Origin of the sequence: Singulisphaera photorubra, from assembly GCF_045290345.1 — a bacterium.
Lineage (GTDB): Bacteria > Planctomycetota > Planctomycetia > Isosphaerales > Isosphaeraceae > Singulisphaera.
The window spans coordinates 1,020,284-1,039,045 of the sequence record NZ_CP155447.1; the positions used below are offsets into that span (position 1 = coordinate 1,020,284).

The following is an 18,762-nucleotide window of genomic DNA, read 5'->3' on the forward strand; positions in this document are numbered from 1 at the left end:
TCGTCTTCGCGAAGGTGTCCCGGGTCAAGAGTTGACCCGGTTTCCTCCGATTCGTAGGGCGTGGCAAGTCACACGCTCGAAAGAGCGCCGTTCGTAACCCGAGGAAGGGGGCGAGGCTTCCTGCTCCGGCTGGCCCATCAGGACTTTCCGGAACAATCAAGCGTCAATCCCCCGGTTCCCCCAAACTTCCCAGTCAGGGATTGCCGAGAAACTATAATGGGGCGATTTGATCCCACGGGCGTGGGGTCGGGAAGTTCCCAGGGCCTGCGTTGACGCGACGGGGGGGATGGGCTATGGTGCGATCCCCTAAAATCCGTAGGCCGGTGCCGTCAGGTGTGGCGTCAGTTGACGCGGGGCAAGGAGGCCCAACGATGGCCATGATCACGGATGCGTCCCTGACCCAAATGACTGAAGCTGAAGGGCTTGCGTTTGCGCGTGAAGTCCTCCGCGTGGAAGCCCATGCGTTGGAGCGAGTGCGTGACCGGCTCGGTGCCTCGATCACGAGGGCGGCCGACCTGGTCTATCGCTGCCCCGGAAGCGTGATCGTCACGGGAATGGGCAAGGCGGGCCTGGTCGGTCAGAAGCTGGCGGCCACGTTGGCCTCGACGGGCACGCGTGCCTTTCCGCTCCACCCGGCGGAAGCGGTCCACGGCGACCTCGGTCGGATCCGGGCCGGCGACATCGTGATCGCCCTCTCGCAGAGCGGCGAAACATACGAGTTGCTTCGGCTGGTCCCAGCCGTTCGGCGGCTGGGAGCGCACCTGGTCGCGATCACCGAAGGGGTGGCCAGTTCGCTTGGCCAGGCGGCCGACCTCTGCATCGCCTTGGGTCCCGTCCAGGAAGCCTGCCCGCTCGGCCTGGCCCCCTCGGCCAGCACCACCGCACTCATGGCCGTGGGAGACGCCCTGGCGCTCCTGGTCAGCAAGATGCGCGACTTCCGAGCCGAGGACTTCGCGCTCTACCACCCCGGGGGAAGCCTGGGCCGGAAACTTTGCCGGGTCGAGGAAGTGATGCGGACCGGCGAGCAGATCCGTCGCGCTCGGCCCGACGAAACCGTCCGCGCGGTCTTCGTCCGCCTCGCCGGACCGAGACGTCGCTCGGGAGCGATCCTGGTCGAGGGAGCGGACCAGAAGTTGCTTGGGATCTTCACCGACAGTGACCTGGCGCGACTGTTCGAGAAACGGCGCGAGACCGAGCTCGACCGGCCGATCGGCGAGGTCATGACGGCCAACCCGGTCAAAATCGAGGTTGGGGCAACGATCGCCGATGCGGTCGAAGCGCTCAAAGCACGGAAGATCAGCGAACTGCCCGTCGTCGATCGAGCCGGATGCCTCGTCGGCTTGATCGACCTGACCGACGTGATCGACCTGGTCCCCGCCGAGCTGGAGGAATGAACGGTATGCAGCCCTCCCTCGACCTGGCCGCGCGTTGCGGACCGGTCGAACTGCTCCTGGTCGACGTCGACGGTGTGCTCACCGACGGCGTCATCGCGATCGACGACCGAGGGGTCGAGACCAAGCACTTCCACGTCCGCGACGGAAGCGCCTTCGACCTCTGGCACAAGGCGGGCAAGCGCGCCGCCATCCTGTCAGGCCGATGGGCCCCCGCCGTCAGCCGCCGCGCCGCTGAACTCGGAATCGCGCCGGTGATTCAAGGGGCGTCCCAAAAGGGGAAACCGTTCCGTAAGTTGATCGCCGAGCTGGGCCTCAAGGCCGAACAAGTTTGCTACGTGGGCGACGACCTGCCTGACCTGCCCGTGCTGCGGGCGGTGGGCCTGGCCGCCTGCCCCGCAGACGCCGCCGTCGAGGTCCGCGAGGCTGCCCACTTCGTGACGCAATTGCACGGAGGACGGGGAGCGATCCGCGAGATCGTCGAAGTTATCTTGAAACACCAGGGGGTCTGGGACGGGCTCGTGGCCCGCTACCAGGTACCGGCCTGACGCGATGGGGCGGTCGCGAGACGCCCGTTCTGCCGATCGGTCGTTCCGAACAACGGATATTGCTGTGTTCAAGAAAACACTTCAGGTCGTGACGACGTTCGGCGTGTTGCTGGCGGCCTACGCTGGCTACGTCCGGATTTTCGCGATCGTCGCCGCGGGGGTCGGTCCGACGACCCAGCGGTCGGTTCCCTGGCAGCGCCGGGAGTCGACGACTCAGCAAGAGGCCACCCGGACGGCGGAGCGGGCATTCGGCCCCAAGCACTGGAGCGCCAACCCGGCGCTGCCGGTCCGGTACTACAATCACGAGCGCGGCTACTGGATGTATGCCGAGCAGTACGAACGGCTCAACGAAGGCAAACAGTTGCGATTGCGGCGGTTCGCGATCGTGATGAAGTCGCGCAATAGCCAGGCCCTCAAGACGGCGACCAGCAACGAGGCGATCGTTGACCTCGACCAGGCGTTGGGCGTGAAGCGATCCGCGGGCACGCCCATGAAGGTGGTCCACGCTCGGATGGAGGGGAACGTTCAGCTCCGCGACGACAAGGGGACGCCCCATTCGACCATCGACGACCTGGTCATCGGCCCGATGCCCTACGTCGAGTTCGACGAGCCCAGCCTGCAAATCAAGAGCGTCTCCGACGTGGTGATCCAGGATCGCGACATGCGGATCACCGGTTTCGACCTCTTGATCCAGCTCCGCCCGAAGGACGAGAACGTCCCGACCACCAGCACTGCCGGCGGCTTCGACGCGAAAACGGCCTACCTGCGAAAGAACGTCCATATCTCCCTCAATGACGTGGGCCGCTCGGGGATCCTTCCCGGCAAGGCCGAGCCAGGGCCCGCCGGAACGCAACCGCAAGCGGAGGAACGCACTCCGCTCGACGTCCGCTGCGCCGGTGAGATGCGGGTCGAGTTGCCGAAGGCGAGGAAAGCCGTCGAGGTGGGTCCCCCCGCGCTTCCGTTGCCGACCCTGATCTACTTCACTCGCGACGTCGTCGTGATGCGCGGCAGGCCCATCCCCGCGGGCCAGTCCGGCCCCAAGCCCGACCAGCTCGACTGCGACGCGCTCCGTCTGACGATGGTGTCGAAGCCCAAGGCGTCGCCGGTTCCCAAACCAAAGGCAGCCGGCTCCCCCGAACCGGACGAGACCGCCGAACCCGCCCCATCCGCCACCGGCGCGGGCACCGAGATGACGTTGCGCGAAGCCCTGGCGACCGGGCATGCCGTCTGGCTCCAGTCACCCGGGCAGGGGATCACGGCACGCTGCAATGAGTTGATCCACAAGAAACTCTCGCCCGAGCGGGCCGATGAGACTTACCTCCGGGGTGACAGCAGGACCAAGCTCTGGGTGGAGAAGGTCGAAACCAACGCGGATGGCCCCGAGAAGGGGAAAGTCCGGTCGGTCACCACGATCAGGACGATCGACGCGACGATCTTCGAAGACGGCAAGGGGAGCGAAAACGCCACGATCGTGGCTCGCGGCCCCGGCATCCTCGAGACCCGTCCGAGCCGCGACAAGCCGGTTGAGCGCAAGGCGATCTGGCAAGATCACCTGGTCATGCTGACAGAGTTCGACGTGAACAATCGGCCGACCAAAAAGGTGACCCTCACCGGTCGACCCGAATTCATCGACGTGAAGCAGGCCAGTCTCGACGCCGAAAAACAGATCATCGTCTGGCTCACACCCAAGCCGAAGCTCGACGCGGGAGTGGTCCCGGCCTCGGCCTCCAAACCAGGCAAGTCCGCCGCCCCGGGCGCCACGTCCGAGTCGTTCCAGATCGAGAAACTGAAAGCCTTGGGGAACGTGCACCTGATCTCGCCGGGCAAGGTGATGACCGCCCGCAATGAGCTCGACGCCGTCTTCGAGTCTCCAGCCCCGGCCGCCAGCGATCCGAGCAAACCGACCAACAACGGTGCCGCGTCCGGGAAGGCGAAGGCCACTCCGGCTCCTGTCCCTGCTCCGGTTCCCCCCGGAACGGAGGAGAAGCCCGCGCCCAAGCCGAAGCCGGCCGAGCCCGAGGTGACCGTCACGGCCGATCGTGTCTGGGCCAAAATCAAGACGACTCCGGACACCAATCCCACTCAGACGGCCGCCCCCAACGGCCCCGAGGCGTTCCGAGGCGAACTGAATTCGGTCCAGCTCCGTGGCGGGGTCGTCTTCCACCAAGGTCCCGAAGTCGGCAAGACGCAAGGGACTGACGTGACCGGCGAGGCCCTTGACGTCGTGAACCAGGGCAACGGCAAGATGAAGTTCGTCGTCCAAAACCTCATCGAGCTGGACAAGGCTACCCCGACCGAGATCGCGATGACGCCCCATGCCCGGGTCGCCACCGAGGAAATGACCATCACCGGGCCGCGGATCGGGCTGGACCAGGCCAAGGACCACGCCTGGGTCGTCGGCCCGGGCACGCTCACCCAGATGGCCCCTCGCGGTCTGCTGACCGACAAGGGACTCGACGAAGGCGCACCGGACGCCAACGACAATGCCAAGCCGAACGCGGACGCCGAAGGCAAGGGGCAAGCCAAGAACAAGGCCAGCGACGACGCGAACAAGCGTCCCTTGATGATCTCGTGGAAGTCGAGCATGACGTTCGTCGGACGGCCCGAGAACGTGGTCCTCCGCGGGACTCCCGTGGCCCTCGTTCAGTTCTTCGACGACGTCCGCGCGGTCATGGAGGACTCCCAGCTCGCCTGCCAGGAACGTCTGGACGTCTACATGGATCGGCAGGTCTCACTCGCCAGGCCCAAGGGAGCATCGAACGAGGCCGCCCCAGGTGATGAGCCTCAACCGAGGCCGCAGATCTCCCTGCTCGACTGCTTCAAGAACGTCGTGGTCGAGAGTCGGAAGCTCGATCCGGACACGCGTGTCTTGCTCCAGAAGCAGCGGATCGAAGGCGCCCGTGTGACCTACGACAAAGTCACCGGCAACTTCCACGTGCCAGGGCAGGGCAAGGTCTCGCTCTGGAACCGCGAGGATAAATCCGACAACCCGCTGGGAGGTCCGACGGAGCCGAGCACGGCGTCCCGACGCCCCATCAAGCCCACGGGCAACCCATCCACCACGCCCCCGATCCGACGGACCCCGCCCGTCATCGGCCACAACATCAGCCAGATTCCCCCGGCCACGGTCACGGCGGGACTCGCCCCCGGACGGGCCAGGCAGGCCCTTCTCCCGTTGAAGGTGACCGTGATCAGCTTCGACACCGAGATGACCGGGCGCTATGTGGGTGGCAAGGACAACGACACGACCGAGGTGCGTTGGGCAAGCTTCATGGGTGACGTGCAAACCATCAACGCCACGGTCCCCACTGAAAACACTCAGGTTGACTTCGACCGTCCCCCCGACGACTTCGTCTTGCTGAACTCGCAGCAGTTGAATGTGAGCAGCACCCCGATCCCCGGTAAGGCAAGCGCGGCCAGGAACAACCTCATCGCCATCAACGAGGCCCAGGCCAAGACCCGCAACGAAACGATCAAGGCCGACGTGATCACCTACGACTCGCAGAAAGGCCTGTTCTACGCTTACGCCGAAGAGGGCCGTCCGGTGGCCGTGCTCCGGCAGGACTCGATCGGGCAGCCGGCGTCGAGCGGCCTCAGCCAGGCGATCAAGTACAACCGCCTTACGGGTGAGTCGGAAATGATCAGGCCCATGAGCGCGATGCAGTTCGTTGAGGCCAAGTCCGGCATCCGGCCAGGCCCCGCGGGCGAGGCCAAAACCAAGAAGCCGAAGACGCCGCGGATCGGCCCCGGACTCAAGATCCCGGTTCCCAGCCAAACCGAGCGGAAGGGAATGACCGGGCGCTGAGCGGCCGGTCTCCATGGCCCTTGGGTTGGTTTCACGGCGAAACGAGAAAGGCCCTTCCCTCCAGATGCTGGAGGGAAGGGCCTTTGTGATTCAGCTTAGCAATAGGGCTCGTTCCGAGCCCTTGGAATCAATAGACTTCGCCGGCACGGACGACGTGGCCGCCGGTGCCACCGGCCGCCTTGGCATGCGACGCGTAGCGGAAGTGCCAGCCTTCGCTCGCCCGGATCGCCGCAAGGTCGTCCTTGCTCCAGCCGTACTTGGCGAACCAAGGGGTGCCGTGCTCGCGGACGACCGCGTCCACGTCGGCAACCCGCTTGAGGCCGATCGTGGCCGCGAACTGGCTTCGGGCGGCGTCACCGTCCTGGAGGAAGTATTCCTTCCAGAACGCACGGCCCCCGAGCACGCCCGAGCAACCGCACTCCATCGCCATCTTGACCTGCTTGAGGTAGTCAGGATAGTCGACGCCCGCCGACAGGAGCACCCAGGGGCGCTCGCTCGCCTCGGAGAGGGCGTGCAGGTTATCCGTCAGTTGGCTGTCGGAGCCGTGACCGAGGGTGCCGGGGAACTCGGCCTTGTAGACGTCGCAGTACCGGCTGAGCTGCCGGGCCGACTCGATGGTCGTCTCGGCCTTACGGTCGAGGAAGCTCTTGTCCGTCTTCTTTTCGCCGTTGATCTGGAAGGCGACCGGTTCGAGCAGGAAGAGGATATCGTGGCGACGGCAGTCGTCGGCAACCTGCTCGATGAAGGCGAGGTTATGCTCGGCCGAGATCACCTCGCTCGGCTCAAACGGAGCGAGCAGTTTGACGGCGTCGGCCCCCATGAGCTTGATCTTCTCGACGCTCAAGCCCGCCTCGTACTCGCCCATCGGGCCGCCGAACTTGTTCTTCGGGCTGCCCGACTTCTCGACCCGGACCAGCATGCCCTTGTGCGCGGGGATCGACTCGGTGGCGATCGCCGAGAAGGCACCGTAGTACGCGTCGATCAGCACGCCCGAGGCGGCCGGCGACATCTGCCGGGCCAGGTCGAGCTTCGCCTCGACGACCTCTTCGTAGGTGGGCTCGCGATCCTGTCCCTTCCCCTTCAACGCTTTCTGAGCCATCTCGATCATCGAGCTGTTCTGGTCGAGTGCCAGCATCGTCAGCGTCCCGTTCGGGTTGCTGATTCGCTGAAGCCCGCGAAGCTTGCCGGGGGTCAACCCCTTGCTCAAAAGTACAGTGGCGCTCAAGTGGCGGTTGTTGGTGGCGTCAGCCATCAGAGGAAACTCTCCCAGTTCTAATGCGAGGAATTGATCCAGAAAGACTTGGACATCAAGCCAAAAAGGGTTTTGCGTGCCGCCATCACGAGTCAGAATCGCAGACTCCGCCAGCGTGTCCGAAGCTTTCGGAGGGGGGACACGGCTCACTCTCCCCAATGAACGACAAGGCGAGGACGAAGCCCTGGTGGGCCAGACCCACCCCACAAGCGGACATTCTCTTTCTGACTCTCAGACAAAGGGGGGAGAGCCCGGCGTTCGGTGGCTCATTTTGGTCGTCCCACCCAGCACAATGGTGAGTCCATCGACCATAAAGAGCTCCCATTTTAGCGATCCAGGGCCGTTTTGCAAGCGGCCCGCTCTCCACCTCGACGGCCGACTTCGGCTCCGCCAGGCACGAGAGCCTCGGCTCATAACGTCTCTTGTTCCGAGCCCCGAACGCCTTGGCCGCTCGAAACGAGCCGAGATCCACGAGTGACGCGCCTTCGCCCGACCCGTTTTCAAGCGGAAGGAACCAAACTCCCCCCAGGGCCGCTTGCTTAGCGCGCGCCGATGCCGATCAAAATGCGTGAGCCATCGGGCCGCGCCTTGTCACAGAAGAAGAGTTGATTGGGGGGCGTCGACACCATCGTGGCCACCTGGGAGACCTCATTTTGGAGGATCTCGCAGCGAAGCTGAACCTTGCCGTTGTCGTCGAGCGGCATCATCAGGGTGGTCGCGGCCGCCGCCCCGCCGCCAAGGTCGCAACTGACGGTCTGCCCCGTCGTGAGCCGCTTGCTCTGCACGTCGAGCAGCTTGAAACCGTGATTGGGAAGCAGCCGGCGAAGCTGGGGCGCGATCGCTTTGAGCTTCGGGTCGATCATGGTCTTGTTGGGCACGGCCACGATCCCGAACACAGTGACCTGGCGCGCAGGTTCACTCCCCTGAGGCCAGGCCTCATTCCCCGGGAGGAGCACCAAGGCGGCCACCACCCACGCGACCGCTCTTACACGGGCGTTCAGCCCGCGCAGAGCCTGGATCGTCATTGCAAGCCCGCCTGCGATTCCAGGTCGTTGAACCCATTAAACAAAGGATCAACCTCGTTCGGATTCTCATTCAAGGCCAGGTGGCGTATCGTTTTGTCATCAAAGGAGATCACCGAGGTTCCCGTGGCGGGGAGATTGAAAACCAGCTCGCTGACCTCGGCGGCGGCGACCAGGTCGAGGGGAGCCGGAGTCGTGGCGACCGGAATCGACCGCGGCTGCGGACGCGTTGGCACTGGAGCTTGGTTCCAGGCCAGTCCGAGCCCGGCGAGGATCGCGGCGGCCTGGGCCAGCGCAAAGACGGCCACCGCTGAGCGACGCCAAGAGCGGGACATCACCAGGGCAGGGGTCGGGGCCGAATGCGCCGGGACCGTCACCCGAGGCTGATCGAGCGTTTCGGAGACGTTCGCCCAGATCCGATCCCAGGCGGCGGACGAAAGGTCGGGGGGACGCGTCGCATCCCAGAGCCGGTCGAGGCGGACATTCCGCTCCGCCCAGCGTGCACAAGTCGGGCAGTGGTCGAGGTGATCGGTCAGAACCGCTCGCTCGAGGGCCCCGGTCGGCGTCGCCAGTTCGTGAATGACATCCACACAACGCATAGCACACCTCCCCGAATTGATTGCGGACCGTGGACTTTCGAGGCGTTCCGTTCTCATTCTCGGGGTTTAAGTTCCCTTTCTAGATGTCGATCCCACCAATCGCGTCGAGGTTCAGATACGACTGCAGTTTGTTTCGGGCGTGGTGCAGGCGACTCATGACCGTTCCGATCGGGATTTCCTGCACTTCGGCGATTTCTTTATAGCTCAAACCGGCCTCGGCGAACAGCACGAAGGTGGCTCGGATCGCGGGGGACAGACGGTCAAGCGCTGTGGTGAGGAGGCGCTGGAGGTCCTGCTGGTGCAAGCCCCGGGCCGGGTCGTCATCACAGGCCGGATCGGTCCCATGGTTCTCCTCGTCGGCCAGAGTCAGGGTCGGTCGCCGCTTCCGTTTTCGTCCCAGGTCCAGGGCCGCGTTATGAACGATCTTGACGAGCCAGGTCCGGAACGTACTCCGGCCGTCGAAGGTTTGGAGGTGGGTGACTGCCTTCAGTAAACCGTCCTGAACCGCGTCCTGGGCATCTTGCTCGTGTCCCAGCAAGCGGTAGGCCACGCTGTAGGCAACCCCACGGTGTCGATAGAACAGCTCCTCACAGGCGGAGCGATCCCCTCGACGGGCCAGTTCAACCAAAATCTCGTCGGGCGTCTGCACGCCGGTGGCCGCCTCGGGCATTTCGCTCACCTGCGAGAACAGACGCTCAGCGCTTGGATCCTATTCGATCCTTCCGCTCACTTCGGGAAAAATCGATCGTGATTCGCGCTGGGTCGCTTGGAAAAGATTCCCTGACAACCTGGTATCCGGCGGCCGCCCGTCCCCATGGACCCGGCCAAAATGGGCGTGATGGCGCCATCACCCACAAAATACTTCGAAATCGTTTCAAGTGTCAGCAAAAGAGTTTGGGTTCTCAAGGGGACTAAAACCCAATAAACCGATCTTGACCCATTTGACGACTAGGAACACAATCCGCCCGTTGGTCTCCGGATCCCAAGTCAGACGTGTGTGTTCGCAACCTGGATATTCTTCGAGAAAGACCAGGGATCTCGGGTCTTTGATCCCCCTCATCATAAGTCACTCGGGCGACGTTTGTGTGGAACACGACGTCAGCGTTGAACGGCTTGAGAGGTCATCCGTTTCCCACCGGAGTATCCGGTTGGCGTGAACGAATGGGTCCGGGATTAGCGCAACCTTTTTCTAAGCTAAGAGTCTCCGTTCAGGGAGGAACCTTGTCGTGATGCGGCGATGCCTCACCATTCAGGCCGTGTTCACGGTCGTCCTGACCATGGCCGTCCGGCCCACTTCGGTCCAGGCCGACGGAATTATCAAAACGGAGACAGCGACCTACTCGCTGACGATCCCCGGTGGTCTTCCCGACCCGGGACCGGATGTTGAGAATGTCATTGCAGGCGTGTCGCTTCCCCAGCTTGAAGCGAAGGTGGTTCCCGCAGGAGGGATTGTCCCTCCCACGCTGCCCGACGGCTCACAGGGGAGCCCGCTGACGATCGAATCCGACTCGTTCGGCTTCGACAAAGACCACCTCGTCGTCGCCCTCAATAACAATCCCCAGGTGGACCCGACCGATCAGAAGTTCGGCCTGGTCTTCTTCAACGGCGGGCTCGCAGCCGACAACTTTCTGCATTTCTCCCTGAGCATCGACAGCGCACTGAGCACGCCGCCGACCCTGGAAATCACCAGCCCGGGATCGCTCCAAGGGGTGACTCTGACCGCCCTGGCCAAGGCACCGGACCCTGTCACCCCAGCGCCCGATAGCGGCTCGGTGAACATCCCGGAGCCCATGTCGGTCCTCGTCTGGTCGGCCCTCGCCGGCTTCGCCCTGGTTCGCGCCCGGCGACAGCGACGGGTCTCGACGCTCTGCCCCGCTTGACCTGACCCGACGCTCCCGAGTCGCCCGCGACTCACCGGCGAAGGCCGTCATGACGCCCTTCGCCTGAAAGATTGAACGAAACGCAGGAGTGCCCCGCCGACCTGACCCATCCGCCAATGGATGGGACGGATCGGTGGGGCACTCCTGTTTTCCGATTTCGAAAGCGTGGAGATCCGATCCCGAGAACGGTCCCTGGGCGTGTGGGCGTGGTGCAAGGGGTCCGACCGAGAACGATCGGACATGGCTCGGGATGAGTCAGGAGCGAATGGAAGTCGTGGCGTGAACGGGAGCGACGGGAGCGCGCGGACGATTATTCGGATCGAGAATCGAGCGGAGCCGGCGATTGAAGCTATCCTTTTCCCGGGGTTAACGGCCCCATTATCCCACGAGTGGAACAAGAAGCCTCTTGGGGGGCAACGGGATCGCGACAACGTGAGGCCCTCGGACCTTGCTGTGTCTGCACGCTCCGGTTGTCCTCGTCATCCCACTCGCAGGCAGTAAGTCTCGCTGTCCAGATGAGTTGAGTCACTCCAAAAATTTGTCGAGGCCAGCGAGACGTGTCCCAAGAACGGCGAAAGGCGAAGGCCCTCTTCATGATCGTCCGCCCCCAGTTCGTCCTCCCGCTCGTCTTCGGTCTCTTGGCGATGGATGCCGCCACGATGGAGGCGGGCGAGACCGTCTCGGATTCATACAAACCGGTTGCCGCCGGGGTCCGATATCAGGAGATCGGCACCTACGACGTGCCTCGACTCAATCAGATTCTCACGACGGAACGGCACGAGTTCTCGGATTTCAAAGAGGAATTTCCCCCAGCGCGCTTCCCGGTGAAGCTCTACCGGGTGCTCTACAACTCGGTGATACCGGAGCGGAACAACCGGCCCACCACGGCCTCCGGGCTGGTCGCCATTCCGGCCACCGGCCGCAACGAGATGCCCGTCGTGTCGTACCAGCACGGAACGGTCTTCACCAAGACCGCGGTGCCGAGCCATCCCGACGAATCCATGGAGACTCGGCTGATGCTCGCGCAGTTCGCCGGCCAGGGGTACGTCGTGATCGGAGCGGACTACTTCGGCAAGGGTGAGTCGACCGAGCCCGACAGCTACCTCGTCAAGGAGAGCACCCAGCAGGCATGCCTCGACATGTTGCGCGCGTCGCGCGACGTCTGCGCTGCACTCGATGTCCGGCAAGGGCCCTTGTTCGTCAGCGGGTGGTCGCAGGGGGCATGGAGCACAATGACCTTCCTCAACAAGCTCGAGAGCGTTGGCGTCCCCGTCACGGCGGCCGCCACCGCCAGCACCCCGAACGACCTCTTCGCGATCGTCAACCGCTGGATCCACGCGCCTCGTGACTTCGATGCGAGCTACCTGCCGGGGATCATGGCCCTTCAGTTGAACGCCTACTCAGAGTACTACGACCTACCAGGACTCGCGTCCTCGGCCATCAAGCCGGCCTACCAGCAAGCGGCGAGAGACCTGTACGACAACCGGATCACCTGGGAGCAGTTCCAGGCCCAAACCCCAGCCTCCTTGACCGCGTTCCTGCAAGCGGGGTTCCAGTCGGCCAGTTCCGTCGGCGAAGGACGGTACTGGCAGATCCTCCGGGACAAGCCGGTCTATCGCTGGCGGAGCCAAACCCCACTTCGATCCTACTACGGCGACATCGACGAGGTGGTCCCCGCCTTCATCGCCTCCCTTCCGGTCGGCTACCAGGATCTCATGGGAGGAGGCGAGACCAAGGCCGTGCCCGCCGGGAGTCTGGCCAACCACCGCGGCACGTTCGTCCATGCCGTGGCGGACCAGAAACGATGGTTCGACGAGTTACTTGCACTTGGCCAGAAACGCCTCCCCGCGAAGTGAGTCCCCCTCACCCTCCAGGCACGATCGCGGTACTGGCGCGAGCCGCGATCACCCTGGAGACTTCAAGTACTGAGGCGATCGTCGCGAAGTTCCATCGCAATGGATCCCTGATATCTTCATGATCGAGCCGCCAGGTTCCGGCACGAACCTCGAGCCCCCTCTCCCTTATTTTGTCATCAAAGGACGATCGCCCAACGGTCTCGGCTCTCGCCGAACGAACGGACGCCATCCCCTGGCGATTCGCTTCTCGCTCGGCGGGGACTCCGATGACAAGAAAATCGGCTTGGGACAAGATTCCTTTTGATCTTAATTCTCGTGATCCTATTATCGTGAGTGAGAGTCGTCTGCGTTCGGACGGATCAGCGGCCAAGCGTTCCGGTAGGCTGGGGCTCGGCCCCCGGACCTTTGGCCCTCGCACCCGAGCCTGTATCCCCAGCCACCGATGGGCGAGCGACTCGTGGATAAGCTGCTCCAAAGCAGCATCATAAGATCTTCTAATAATGCGAGAAGCCGATGAAGACTTCGCTGATCTGGACCGTGGTTGCTCAACTCGCAATCGTCGGCGTGGCGAACGCCCCTTGGGCCGGCAAGCGTGCCTTTGCCCAGCAAGGGGAGAGCCTCGAGGCCGGGATCCAGGTCGGCAACGCTGAGGGCCGAACTGCCAACCTCACGACCTCGGAAAGAATCCGCGGTGGAGTGGGCTCCCAGAGCCTCATCCGCTTCAAGCAAGCCATCGAATTCTCAACCAATCCCATCAAAACCATCAGGCAACTCGTTTCTCCCCTTTCAATGGCCTTGCTCTTCCTGGAGCAGGGCGATGACGATCTCACCGACGAAAACGAGGCGATCCGCCTCAACCCCAACGATCCCCAGGCTTACTTCAATCGGGGCTATGCTTGGGCTCAAAGGAAGCAATACGACAAGGCCATCACAGACTTCAACGAATCCATCCGCCTCGACCCCAAGAACCCTGGACTTATCATCATCGGGGCTACGCCTGGAGCGAAAAGAAGGACTACGACAAGGCCATCGCCGACTACAACGAGACCATCCGGCTCGACCCCAAGGAGGCGTCGGCGTACCGCTATCGGGGACTCGCCTGGAGTGAAAAGAAAGACTATGACAAGGCGATTGCAGACTACATCACATCAATTCAACTCGACCCAACCGAAGCGTTAGCCTACCAAGCTCGGGGCTACGCCTGGAGTGATAAGGGGGAATACGACAAGGCCATCGCCGACTTCAATGAAGCGATCCGACTCGACCCCACGGAGGCCCTGTCCTACCATGCTCGGGGCTACGCCTGGAGCGAAAAAGAAGACCACGACAATGCCATCGCCGACTACAACGAGGCGATCCGCCTGGACCCTCGGGAGGTGACAGCCTACTTCCATCGGGGCTATTCCTGGAGCGAGAAGGAAGACTACGACAAGGCCATCAAAGACTTCAATAAAGTCATCCAACTCGACCCCAAAGACGCATGGGCTTATCATCATCGAGGCTATGCCTGGAGCGAGTTGAAGGACAAAGACAAGGCCATCGCCGACTACAACGAGGCGATCCGCCTCGATCCTCAGGAAGCGTCAACGTACTTCAGCCGAGCCGGCGTCTGGAGTGAGAAAAAGGTCTACGACAAGGCCATCGCCGACTACAACGAGGTGATTCGCCTTGATCCCCAAGACGCATGGGCTTACTTCAAACGAGCCTATGCCTGGAGCCAGAAAGCGGACCACGACAAGGCCATCGCCGACTACAACGAGGCGATTCGCCTTGATCCCCAAATCGCCTGGGCTTTCTTCAATCGAGGCTACGCCTGGAGCCAAAAATCCGACGTCGACAAGGCCATCGCCGACTACAACGAGGCGATCCACCTTGACCCCAAGCTTGCCACTGCTTATTTCAACCGGGGGATCGCCTGGAACGAAAAGGAGGACTATGACAAGGCCATCGCCGACTTCGACGAAGGCATTCGTCTCGACCCCAATGAGGCGGTGGCGTACCTCAACCGGGGCTACGCCCTGGGCCAAAAGAATGACAACGACAAGGCCATCACCGACTTCAACGAGGCCATCCGTCTCGCTCCCAACAATGCGTCGGCTTACCTAAACCGGGGCTACGCCTGGAGCCTCAAGAAAGACCACGACGCGGCCATCGCCGACTACAACGAAGCGATCCGACTCAATCCCCAGGAGGCCTCAGCGCACCTCAGACGTGGCATTGCCTGGACCAGCAAGTTGGACTACGACAAGGCCATCACCGACTTCAACGAGGCCATCCGCCTCGAGCCCAACAATGCGTTGAATTACAATCACCGGGGCTACGCCTGGAGCCTCCAGAAAGACTACGAGAAGGCTCTCGCCGACTACGACGAAGCGATCCGCCTTGATGCCAACGTGGCCTTCCCCTACGCCTACCGGGCCTGGTTGTGGGCCACCTGTCCCGAGAACGAGCTCCGAGACGGGAAGAAGGCGGTGGAATCGGCAACCCGCGCTTGCGAGTTGAACGACTGGAAGTACGCCCCTGACCTCGAGATCCTCGCAGCCGCCTACGCCGAGTCGGGTGACTTCGACAAGGCGGTGGAATGGCAGGAGAAAGCGTGCAACCTCATCACGGATGAGGATGCCAAGAAAGCTGCCGAGGAGCGGCTCAAGCTCTACCAGGAGCGGAAGCCGTACCGAGACGAGTGATGATCGCCCTAACGGCAACAATAGCCAAAATTCACGCCAACGGGCACGATCACAGTGAACAACGGGACTGGGACGCTTGTGAAGGCGTGACCGCGAGAGCGACGTAGCGTCCGGCCTCTTGGCAAGAGGCCGGGTGATCGGACATGATGGGTCGCGACGGGTGGTCCGTCTCCTTGCTCGTCGCAGTGGCCCGCGGACGGGGCGCCATCGAGTCGGCTCGAACTCAAACGATCCAGTCATCACCAAAAGGAATCCGCGCGCTGTGGACGTCCTAATCACCGAGGCCCAGATTCAGGATCGAGTGCGCGAGCTCGGCCGGCAAATCGAGGCGGACTATCAAGGGAAACCCTTGACGATCGTGGCCGTTCTGACTGGCAGTCTGATCTTCCTGGCCGACCTGATCCGCCAGATCGAGCTTCCCCACCGCGTGGCGCTGTTGCAGGCCAGCAGCTACCGGGGAGCCACGACGAGCGCCGGGACCTTGAACGTCAACGAGGCGTTCCTGCCCGAGGTCTGCGACCGCGACGTCCTTCTGCTCGACGATATCCTCGACACCGGTCACACCCTGGCGAACCTCGTCGACCGGATGAGCACACGCGGTGCGCGGAGTATCCGGTCCGCGGTTCTGCTCCGCAAGATCGGCCGCCAGGAGGTGCCCTTCGAGCCCGATTACTGCGGCTTCATCATCCCCGACGCCTTCGTCATCGGCTACGGCCTCGACTACAATGACGACTTTCGTCACCTCCCCTTTGTAGGCGTCCTCACCCCTTGAACTCCCATCGACGGCGATGAAACTGGCCCTGATCACCCGTCGCTATCCTCCGTTCATCGGAGGGGCCGAGAAGGTGTTGAGCTACCTCGCCCCGGCCCTGGCCGCCGAAGGGGCCGATGTGACCGTGCTCACCGCGCATGCGCCCGGCCTGGCCGAACACGAGGAAATCGACGTCCCTGCCGGCCGCCTGACGGTGATCCGCCTGGCGACGTCGCGGGCCCGGTTCATCGGGACCTGGCTCTACATGCGAAACCTCAGACGCTGGCTGTCGGAGCATGCAATCGACGCAGCTTATGTTTCCATGCTCAAGCATGATGCCTATGTTGCCGTCGAGCGAGGGAAACGGCTCGGGTTCCCGGTCGTTCTCCGCCCTGAGGGGGCAGGGGCCACCGGCGACCTCGCCTGGCAATCCTGGGGCCGGTTCGGTCAGGCGATCGGTAGGCGCTGTCGGGAAGCCGATGCAATCGTCTCGATCTCGCAGGCCATCACAACGGAGTTGCTCGGCGCCGGCTTCGACGGCAAACGGATCCAGTCGTTACCCAACGGCGTGCCGGTTCCCACCACTCCTTGGCAGCCAAGGCCCGACTGGCGATCCGCGCCTCGCGCTCACTTCGTCGGCCGGCTCGCCCCCGAGAAGGGACTCGACACTCTGGTCGACGCCTGGCCCTTGGTCCTCGCCACCCACCCTCGGGCGAAGCTGACCCTGATCGGCGAAGGACCGGAGCGAGCCGCTCTCGAGAGACAGGTCGAACGGCTCGGGCTGGGAGACTCGGTTGAACTGCCAGGCGCGACCGACGCTCCAGGAGCCCGGCTCCTCGAGTCCGACCTGTTCCTCCTCCCCTCGCGTGAGGAAGGGATGAGCATCGCCCTGCTGGAAGCAATGGCCCTGGGCGTCCCCCTGGTCGCCTCGGCGATTCCGGGCAATCAGCATCTCGTCCGAGACCGTGTCCTCGGTCGGCTCGCCCCCCCCAATGATCCCGAGGCCCTCGGCCGGGCGATCCTCGAGCAGTGGGCCGAGTTCGATCAGGCCACCAGAATGGGACAGGCCGCCCGGCGCCGGGTCGCGGAGGAATTCTCGATCGCCGCCGTCGCCCGCAAGCATATCGACTTATTTCACAGGCTGCTCGACGAGCGGGGGAGGGGGGCCGCCCATTCTTGAATTTCCAGGCTCCACGACAGGGCTCAAGAACCGATGGCTCATCACGGTCCCGCGAAGCCTTTACAAAATCAGTGTTACGCCCCATCTTGAACCCTGAATCAGGAGCGTACCTGTCTCGCATTCTCTCGGGGACGCGGGTCCGGGTGGTTGTCTGGGGCGAAAGGCCAGGCGGCTGGGCTACCGGTCAGGGCTCGGCGAGCCCGCGGCGGAGAACGTGTCGGAATCACCCCCGTTTTACCGGACCACATTTCGGCGATTTTTTAGCCCGGTCGCGGATCATTGTTTTTGTGGGTAGGTAGGCGGCCGGTTCGTGTCGACGGGTCATGCCCACCCCAAACGATAGGAAAATGCGCGTGCTGAACGTTCTGCAACTGATACCGACCCTGGACCGCTCGGGGGCCGAGAAGCAGATGGTGCTCCTGGCGAAGGGGCTGCCGCGTGACCGGTTCCGGGTCGAGGTCGCCGCGCTGACCCGGCTGGGCCCGCTCGAAGCCGAGCTGCGCGAGGCCGGTATCCCCGTCACATCCATTGGCAAGCGGATGAAGCTCGACCCACTGGCCTTGGCGCGGCTGACCCGGTTCCTCAAGGGCAAGCGGTTCGACGTCGTGCAGACCTGGATCTTCGCGGCGAACACTTATGGGCGAATCGCGGCGAGAGGGGCAGGGGTCCCGGTCGTGGTCACGGCCGAGATGGCCGTGGATCTCTGGAAGGGACGAAGGCAACTCAATATCGATCGCCGCCTGGCGAGCTGGACCGATCGCGTCGTGGGGAACTCGCGCGCGGTGGTCGAGTTCTACCGGAAAGCCGGCATCCCGGAAGACCGGCTCGCGATGATCCCATCCGGGATTGCCGATGAGGAGCCTCCGGCCGTCGACCGGGCCGCGGTTCGCGCAGAGCTCGGCATTGCCGGCGATGCCCCCTTGGTGCTCTTCGCCGGCCGGCTGGCGGCCCAGAAAGGGGTCGCCGACCTGATCGCAGCGCATGACTTGCTCCACTACGGCATGCCCGAGTTGCGGACCTTGATCGTCGGCGATGGGCCGCTCCGTTCCCAGCTCGAGGAGATGGTCATCGCCTTCCGGCACAACCACTCGATTCGCTTGCTCGGCCACCGCAACGACGTACCGCGCCTGCTCGCCGCCGCCGACTTGCTGGTTTTGCCCAGCCTGTACGAGGGGCTGCCCAACGTCGTGCTCGAGGCGATGCGGTTCGCCAAGCCGGTCGTCGCCACCGCGGCGCCAGGGACGACCGAGTTGGTCGAGCACGGCCGAAACGGCCTGCTCGTACCGGTGAATGACCCGCCCGCCCTGGCGCAGGCGATTCGAACAGTGCTTCACGACCCTGAACTCGCCCGTCGGCTTGGGACCGAGGGCCGTGCTCGCGTTGAGACGGAGTTCCGCGCCGACACGATGGTCGCGCGGTTCGCCGAACTCTACGAGCAATTGGCCCGGGCCAAAGGGCTGCCAGCCTAATCGGATCGACCAAAGAATTCCCCGGAATCGCCGCGACCCACAAAACCGTCGACACGGAACCGACAAGGCGGATCTCAAGTAGGATCGCACGGTTCGCGTTCAATTCGCTCGAGGAATCCGGTCGAAAGAAAACAGGTTGCTCAACCGAATTCGCAGGCGGTGGACTGCTCGTCACCGGCCATCCCCCCCCAGCGAAATCGCGTTTGGGCGTTCGACGTAGGCCCTCCAATCGACACAAAAGGGTTTACCGTTTTCATCCAAAACGACTGGTGACATGATGGAACGATCAGGTCGTCGACGGAACTTGGCATTTCGGCCGCAG

Annotated in this window: 13 protein-coding genes and 1 pseudogene; 10 read left to right on the plus strand and 4 right to left on the minus strand. The window is 63.4% G+C overall.

What is annotated here, in order from left to right:
- The first annotated feature begins 371 nt into the window (after positions 1-371).
- The 3 genes from V5E97_RS03830 to V5E97_RS03840 all read left to right on the plus strand — a co-directional run bounded on the left by V5E97_RS03830 (position 372) and on the right by V5E97_RS03840 (position 5,744).
- Positions 372-1,394 carry a KpsF/GutQ family sugar-phosphate isomerase gene (locus V5E97_RS03830; protein ID WP_406697960.1) on the plus strand — a complete coding sequence of 341 codons (1,023 nt, stop codon included), beginning with the start codon at positions 372-374 and terminating at the stop codon, positions 1,392-1,394.
- Positions 1,391-1,939 (plus strand): KdsC family phosphatase, encoded by a 549-nt coding sequence (locus tag V5E97_RS03835; RefSeq protein WP_406697961.1) that lies wholly within the window; start codon positions 1,391-1,393, stop codon positions 1,937-1,939. Before V5E97_RS03830 ends, V5E97_RS03835 begins: the two co-directional genes overlap by 4 nt.
- A gap of 64 nt (positions 1,940-2,003) precedes the next feature.
- Positions 2,004-5,744: a hypothetical protein gene (locus V5E97_RS03840; RefSeq protein ID WP_406697962.1), complete on the plus strand. Its 3,741-nt coding sequence runs from the start codon at positions 2,004-2,006 to the stop codon at positions 5,742-5,744.
- 127 nt (positions 5,745-5,871) lie between these two features.
- Here V5E97_RS03840 and V5E97_RS03845 read toward each other — a convergent pair whose 3' ends face one another.
- The 4 genes from V5E97_RS03845 to V5E97_RS03860 form a co-directional block, all read right to left on the minus strand.
- Positions 5,872-6,996, minus strand: coding sequence for a tagatose 1,6-diphosphate aldolase (locus V5E97_RS03845; RefSeq protein WP_406697963.1), 1,125 nt, complete (start codon positions 6,994-6,996; stop codon positions 5,872-5,874).
- A 539-nt stretch (positions 6,997-7,535) separates the two neighbouring features.
- Entirely contained in the window at positions 7,536-8,021 is a 486-nt protein-coding gene (locus V5E97_RS03850; RefSeq protein ID WP_406697964.1) for a hypothetical protein, read from the minus strand.
- Entirely contained in the window at positions 8,018-8,617 is a 600-nt protein-coding gene (locus V5E97_RS03855) for a hypothetical protein (protein WP_406697965.1), read from the minus strand. Before V5E97_RS03855 ends, V5E97_RS03850 begins: the two co-directional genes overlap by 4 nt.
- A gap of 79 nt (positions 8,618-8,696) precedes the next feature.
- A complete protein-coding gene (locus tag V5E97_RS03860; RefSeq protein ID WP_406697966.1) occupies positions 8,697-9,287 on the minus strand; it encodes an RNA polymerase sigma factor in 591 nt (196 codons plus the stop codon).
- A gap of 559 nt (positions 9,288-9,846) precedes the next feature.
- Between V5E97_RS03860 and V5E97_RS03865 the strand changes: the two genes are divergently transcribed.
- The 7 genes and pseudogenes from V5E97_RS03865 to V5E97_RS03895 all read left to right on the plus strand — a co-directional run bounded on the left by V5E97_RS03865 (position 9,847) and on the right by V5E97_RS03895 (position 18,440).
- On the plus strand, positions 9,847-10,497 hold the full coding sequence (locus V5E97_RS03865; protein ID WP_406697967.1) for a hypothetical protein: 651 nt from the start codon (positions 9,847-9,849) through the stop codon (positions 10,495-10,497).
- 557 nt (positions 10,498-11,054) lie between these two features.
- The gene (locus V5E97_RS03870) at positions 11,055-12,353 is read left to right on the plus strand and encodes an alpha/beta hydrolase (RefSeq protein WP_406697968.1); all 1,299 of its coding nucleotides are present in this window, start codon (positions 11,055-11,057) and stop codon (positions 12,351-12,353) included.
- A gap of 789 nt (positions 12,354-13,142) precedes the next feature.
- Positions 13,143-13,277: pseudogene (locus tag V5E97_RS03875) on the plus strand (tetratricopeptide repeat protein); the annotation flags it as partial.
- Positions 13,250-15,040 (plus strand): tetratricopeptide repeat protein, encoded by a 1,791-nt coding sequence (locus V5E97_RS03880; RefSeq protein WP_406697969.1) that lies wholly within the window; start codon positions 13,250-13,252, stop codon positions 15,038-15,040. The pseudogene V5E97_RS03875 and the gene V5E97_RS03880, both read left to right, overlap by 28 nt.
- A 262-nt stretch (positions 15,041-15,302) precedes the next feature.
- Positions 15,303-15,812, plus strand: coding sequence for a hypoxanthine phosphoribosyltransferase (gene hpt, locus V5E97_RS03885; RefSeq protein WP_406697970.1), 510 nt, complete (start codon positions 15,303-15,305; stop codon positions 15,810-15,812).
- A gap of 16 nt (positions 15,813-15,828) precedes the next feature.
- On the plus strand, positions 15,829-16,971 hold the full coding sequence (locus V5E97_RS03890; RefSeq protein WP_406697971.1) for a glycosyltransferase family 4 protein: 1,143 nt from the start codon (positions 15,829-15,831) through the stop codon (positions 16,969-16,971).
- 347 nt (positions 16,972-17,318) lie between these two features.
- Positions 17,319-18,440, plus strand: coding sequence for a glycosyltransferase (locus tag V5E97_RS03895; protein WP_406697972.1), 1,122 nt, complete (start codon positions 17,319-17,321; stop codon positions 18,438-18,440).
- The last annotated feature ends 322 nt before the right edge of the window (positions 18,441-18,762 follow it).

What these genes read in the sequence shown, in the direction of transcription:
- V5E97_RS03830 (WP_406697960.1), top strand. Translation starts at nt 372, where the DNA reads ATGGCCATGATCACGGATGCGTCCCTGACCCAAATGACTGAAGCTGAA.
- V5E97_RS03835 (WP_406697961.1), top strand. Translation starts at nt 1,391, where the DNA reads ATGAACGGTATGCAGCCCTCCCTCGACCTGGCCGCGCGTTGCGGACCG.
- V5E97_RS03845 (WP_406697963.1), bottom strand. Translation starts at nt 6,996, where the DNA reads ATGGCTGACGCCACCAACAACCGCCACTTGAGCGCCACTGTACTTTTG.
- V5E97_RS03850 (WP_406697964.1), bottom strand. Translation starts at nt 8,021, where the DNA reads ATGACGATCCAGGCTCTGCGCGGGCTGAACGCCCGTGTAAGAGCGGTC.
- V5E97_RS03855 (WP_406697965.1), bottom strand. Translation starts at nt 8,617, where the DNA reads ATGCGTTGTGTGGATGTCATTCACGAACTGGCGACGCCGACCGGGGCC.
- V5E97_RS03860 (WP_406697966.1), bottom strand. Translation starts at nt 9,287, where the DNA reads ATGCCCGAGGCGGCCACCGGCGTGCAGACGCCCGACGAGATTTTGGTT.
- V5E97_RS03865 (WP_406697967.1), top strand. Translation starts at nt 9,847, where the DNA reads ATGCGGCGATGCCTCACCATTCAGGCCGTGTTCACGGTCGTCCTGACC.
- V5E97_RS03890 (WP_406697971.1), top strand. Translation starts at nt 15,829, where the DNA reads ATGAAACTGGCCCTGATCACCCGTCGCTATCCTCCGTTCATCGGAGGG.
- V5E97_RS03895 (WP_406697972.1), top strand. Translation starts at nt 17,319, where the DNA reads ATGCGCGTGCTGAACGTTCTGCAACTGATACCGACCCTGGACCGCTCG.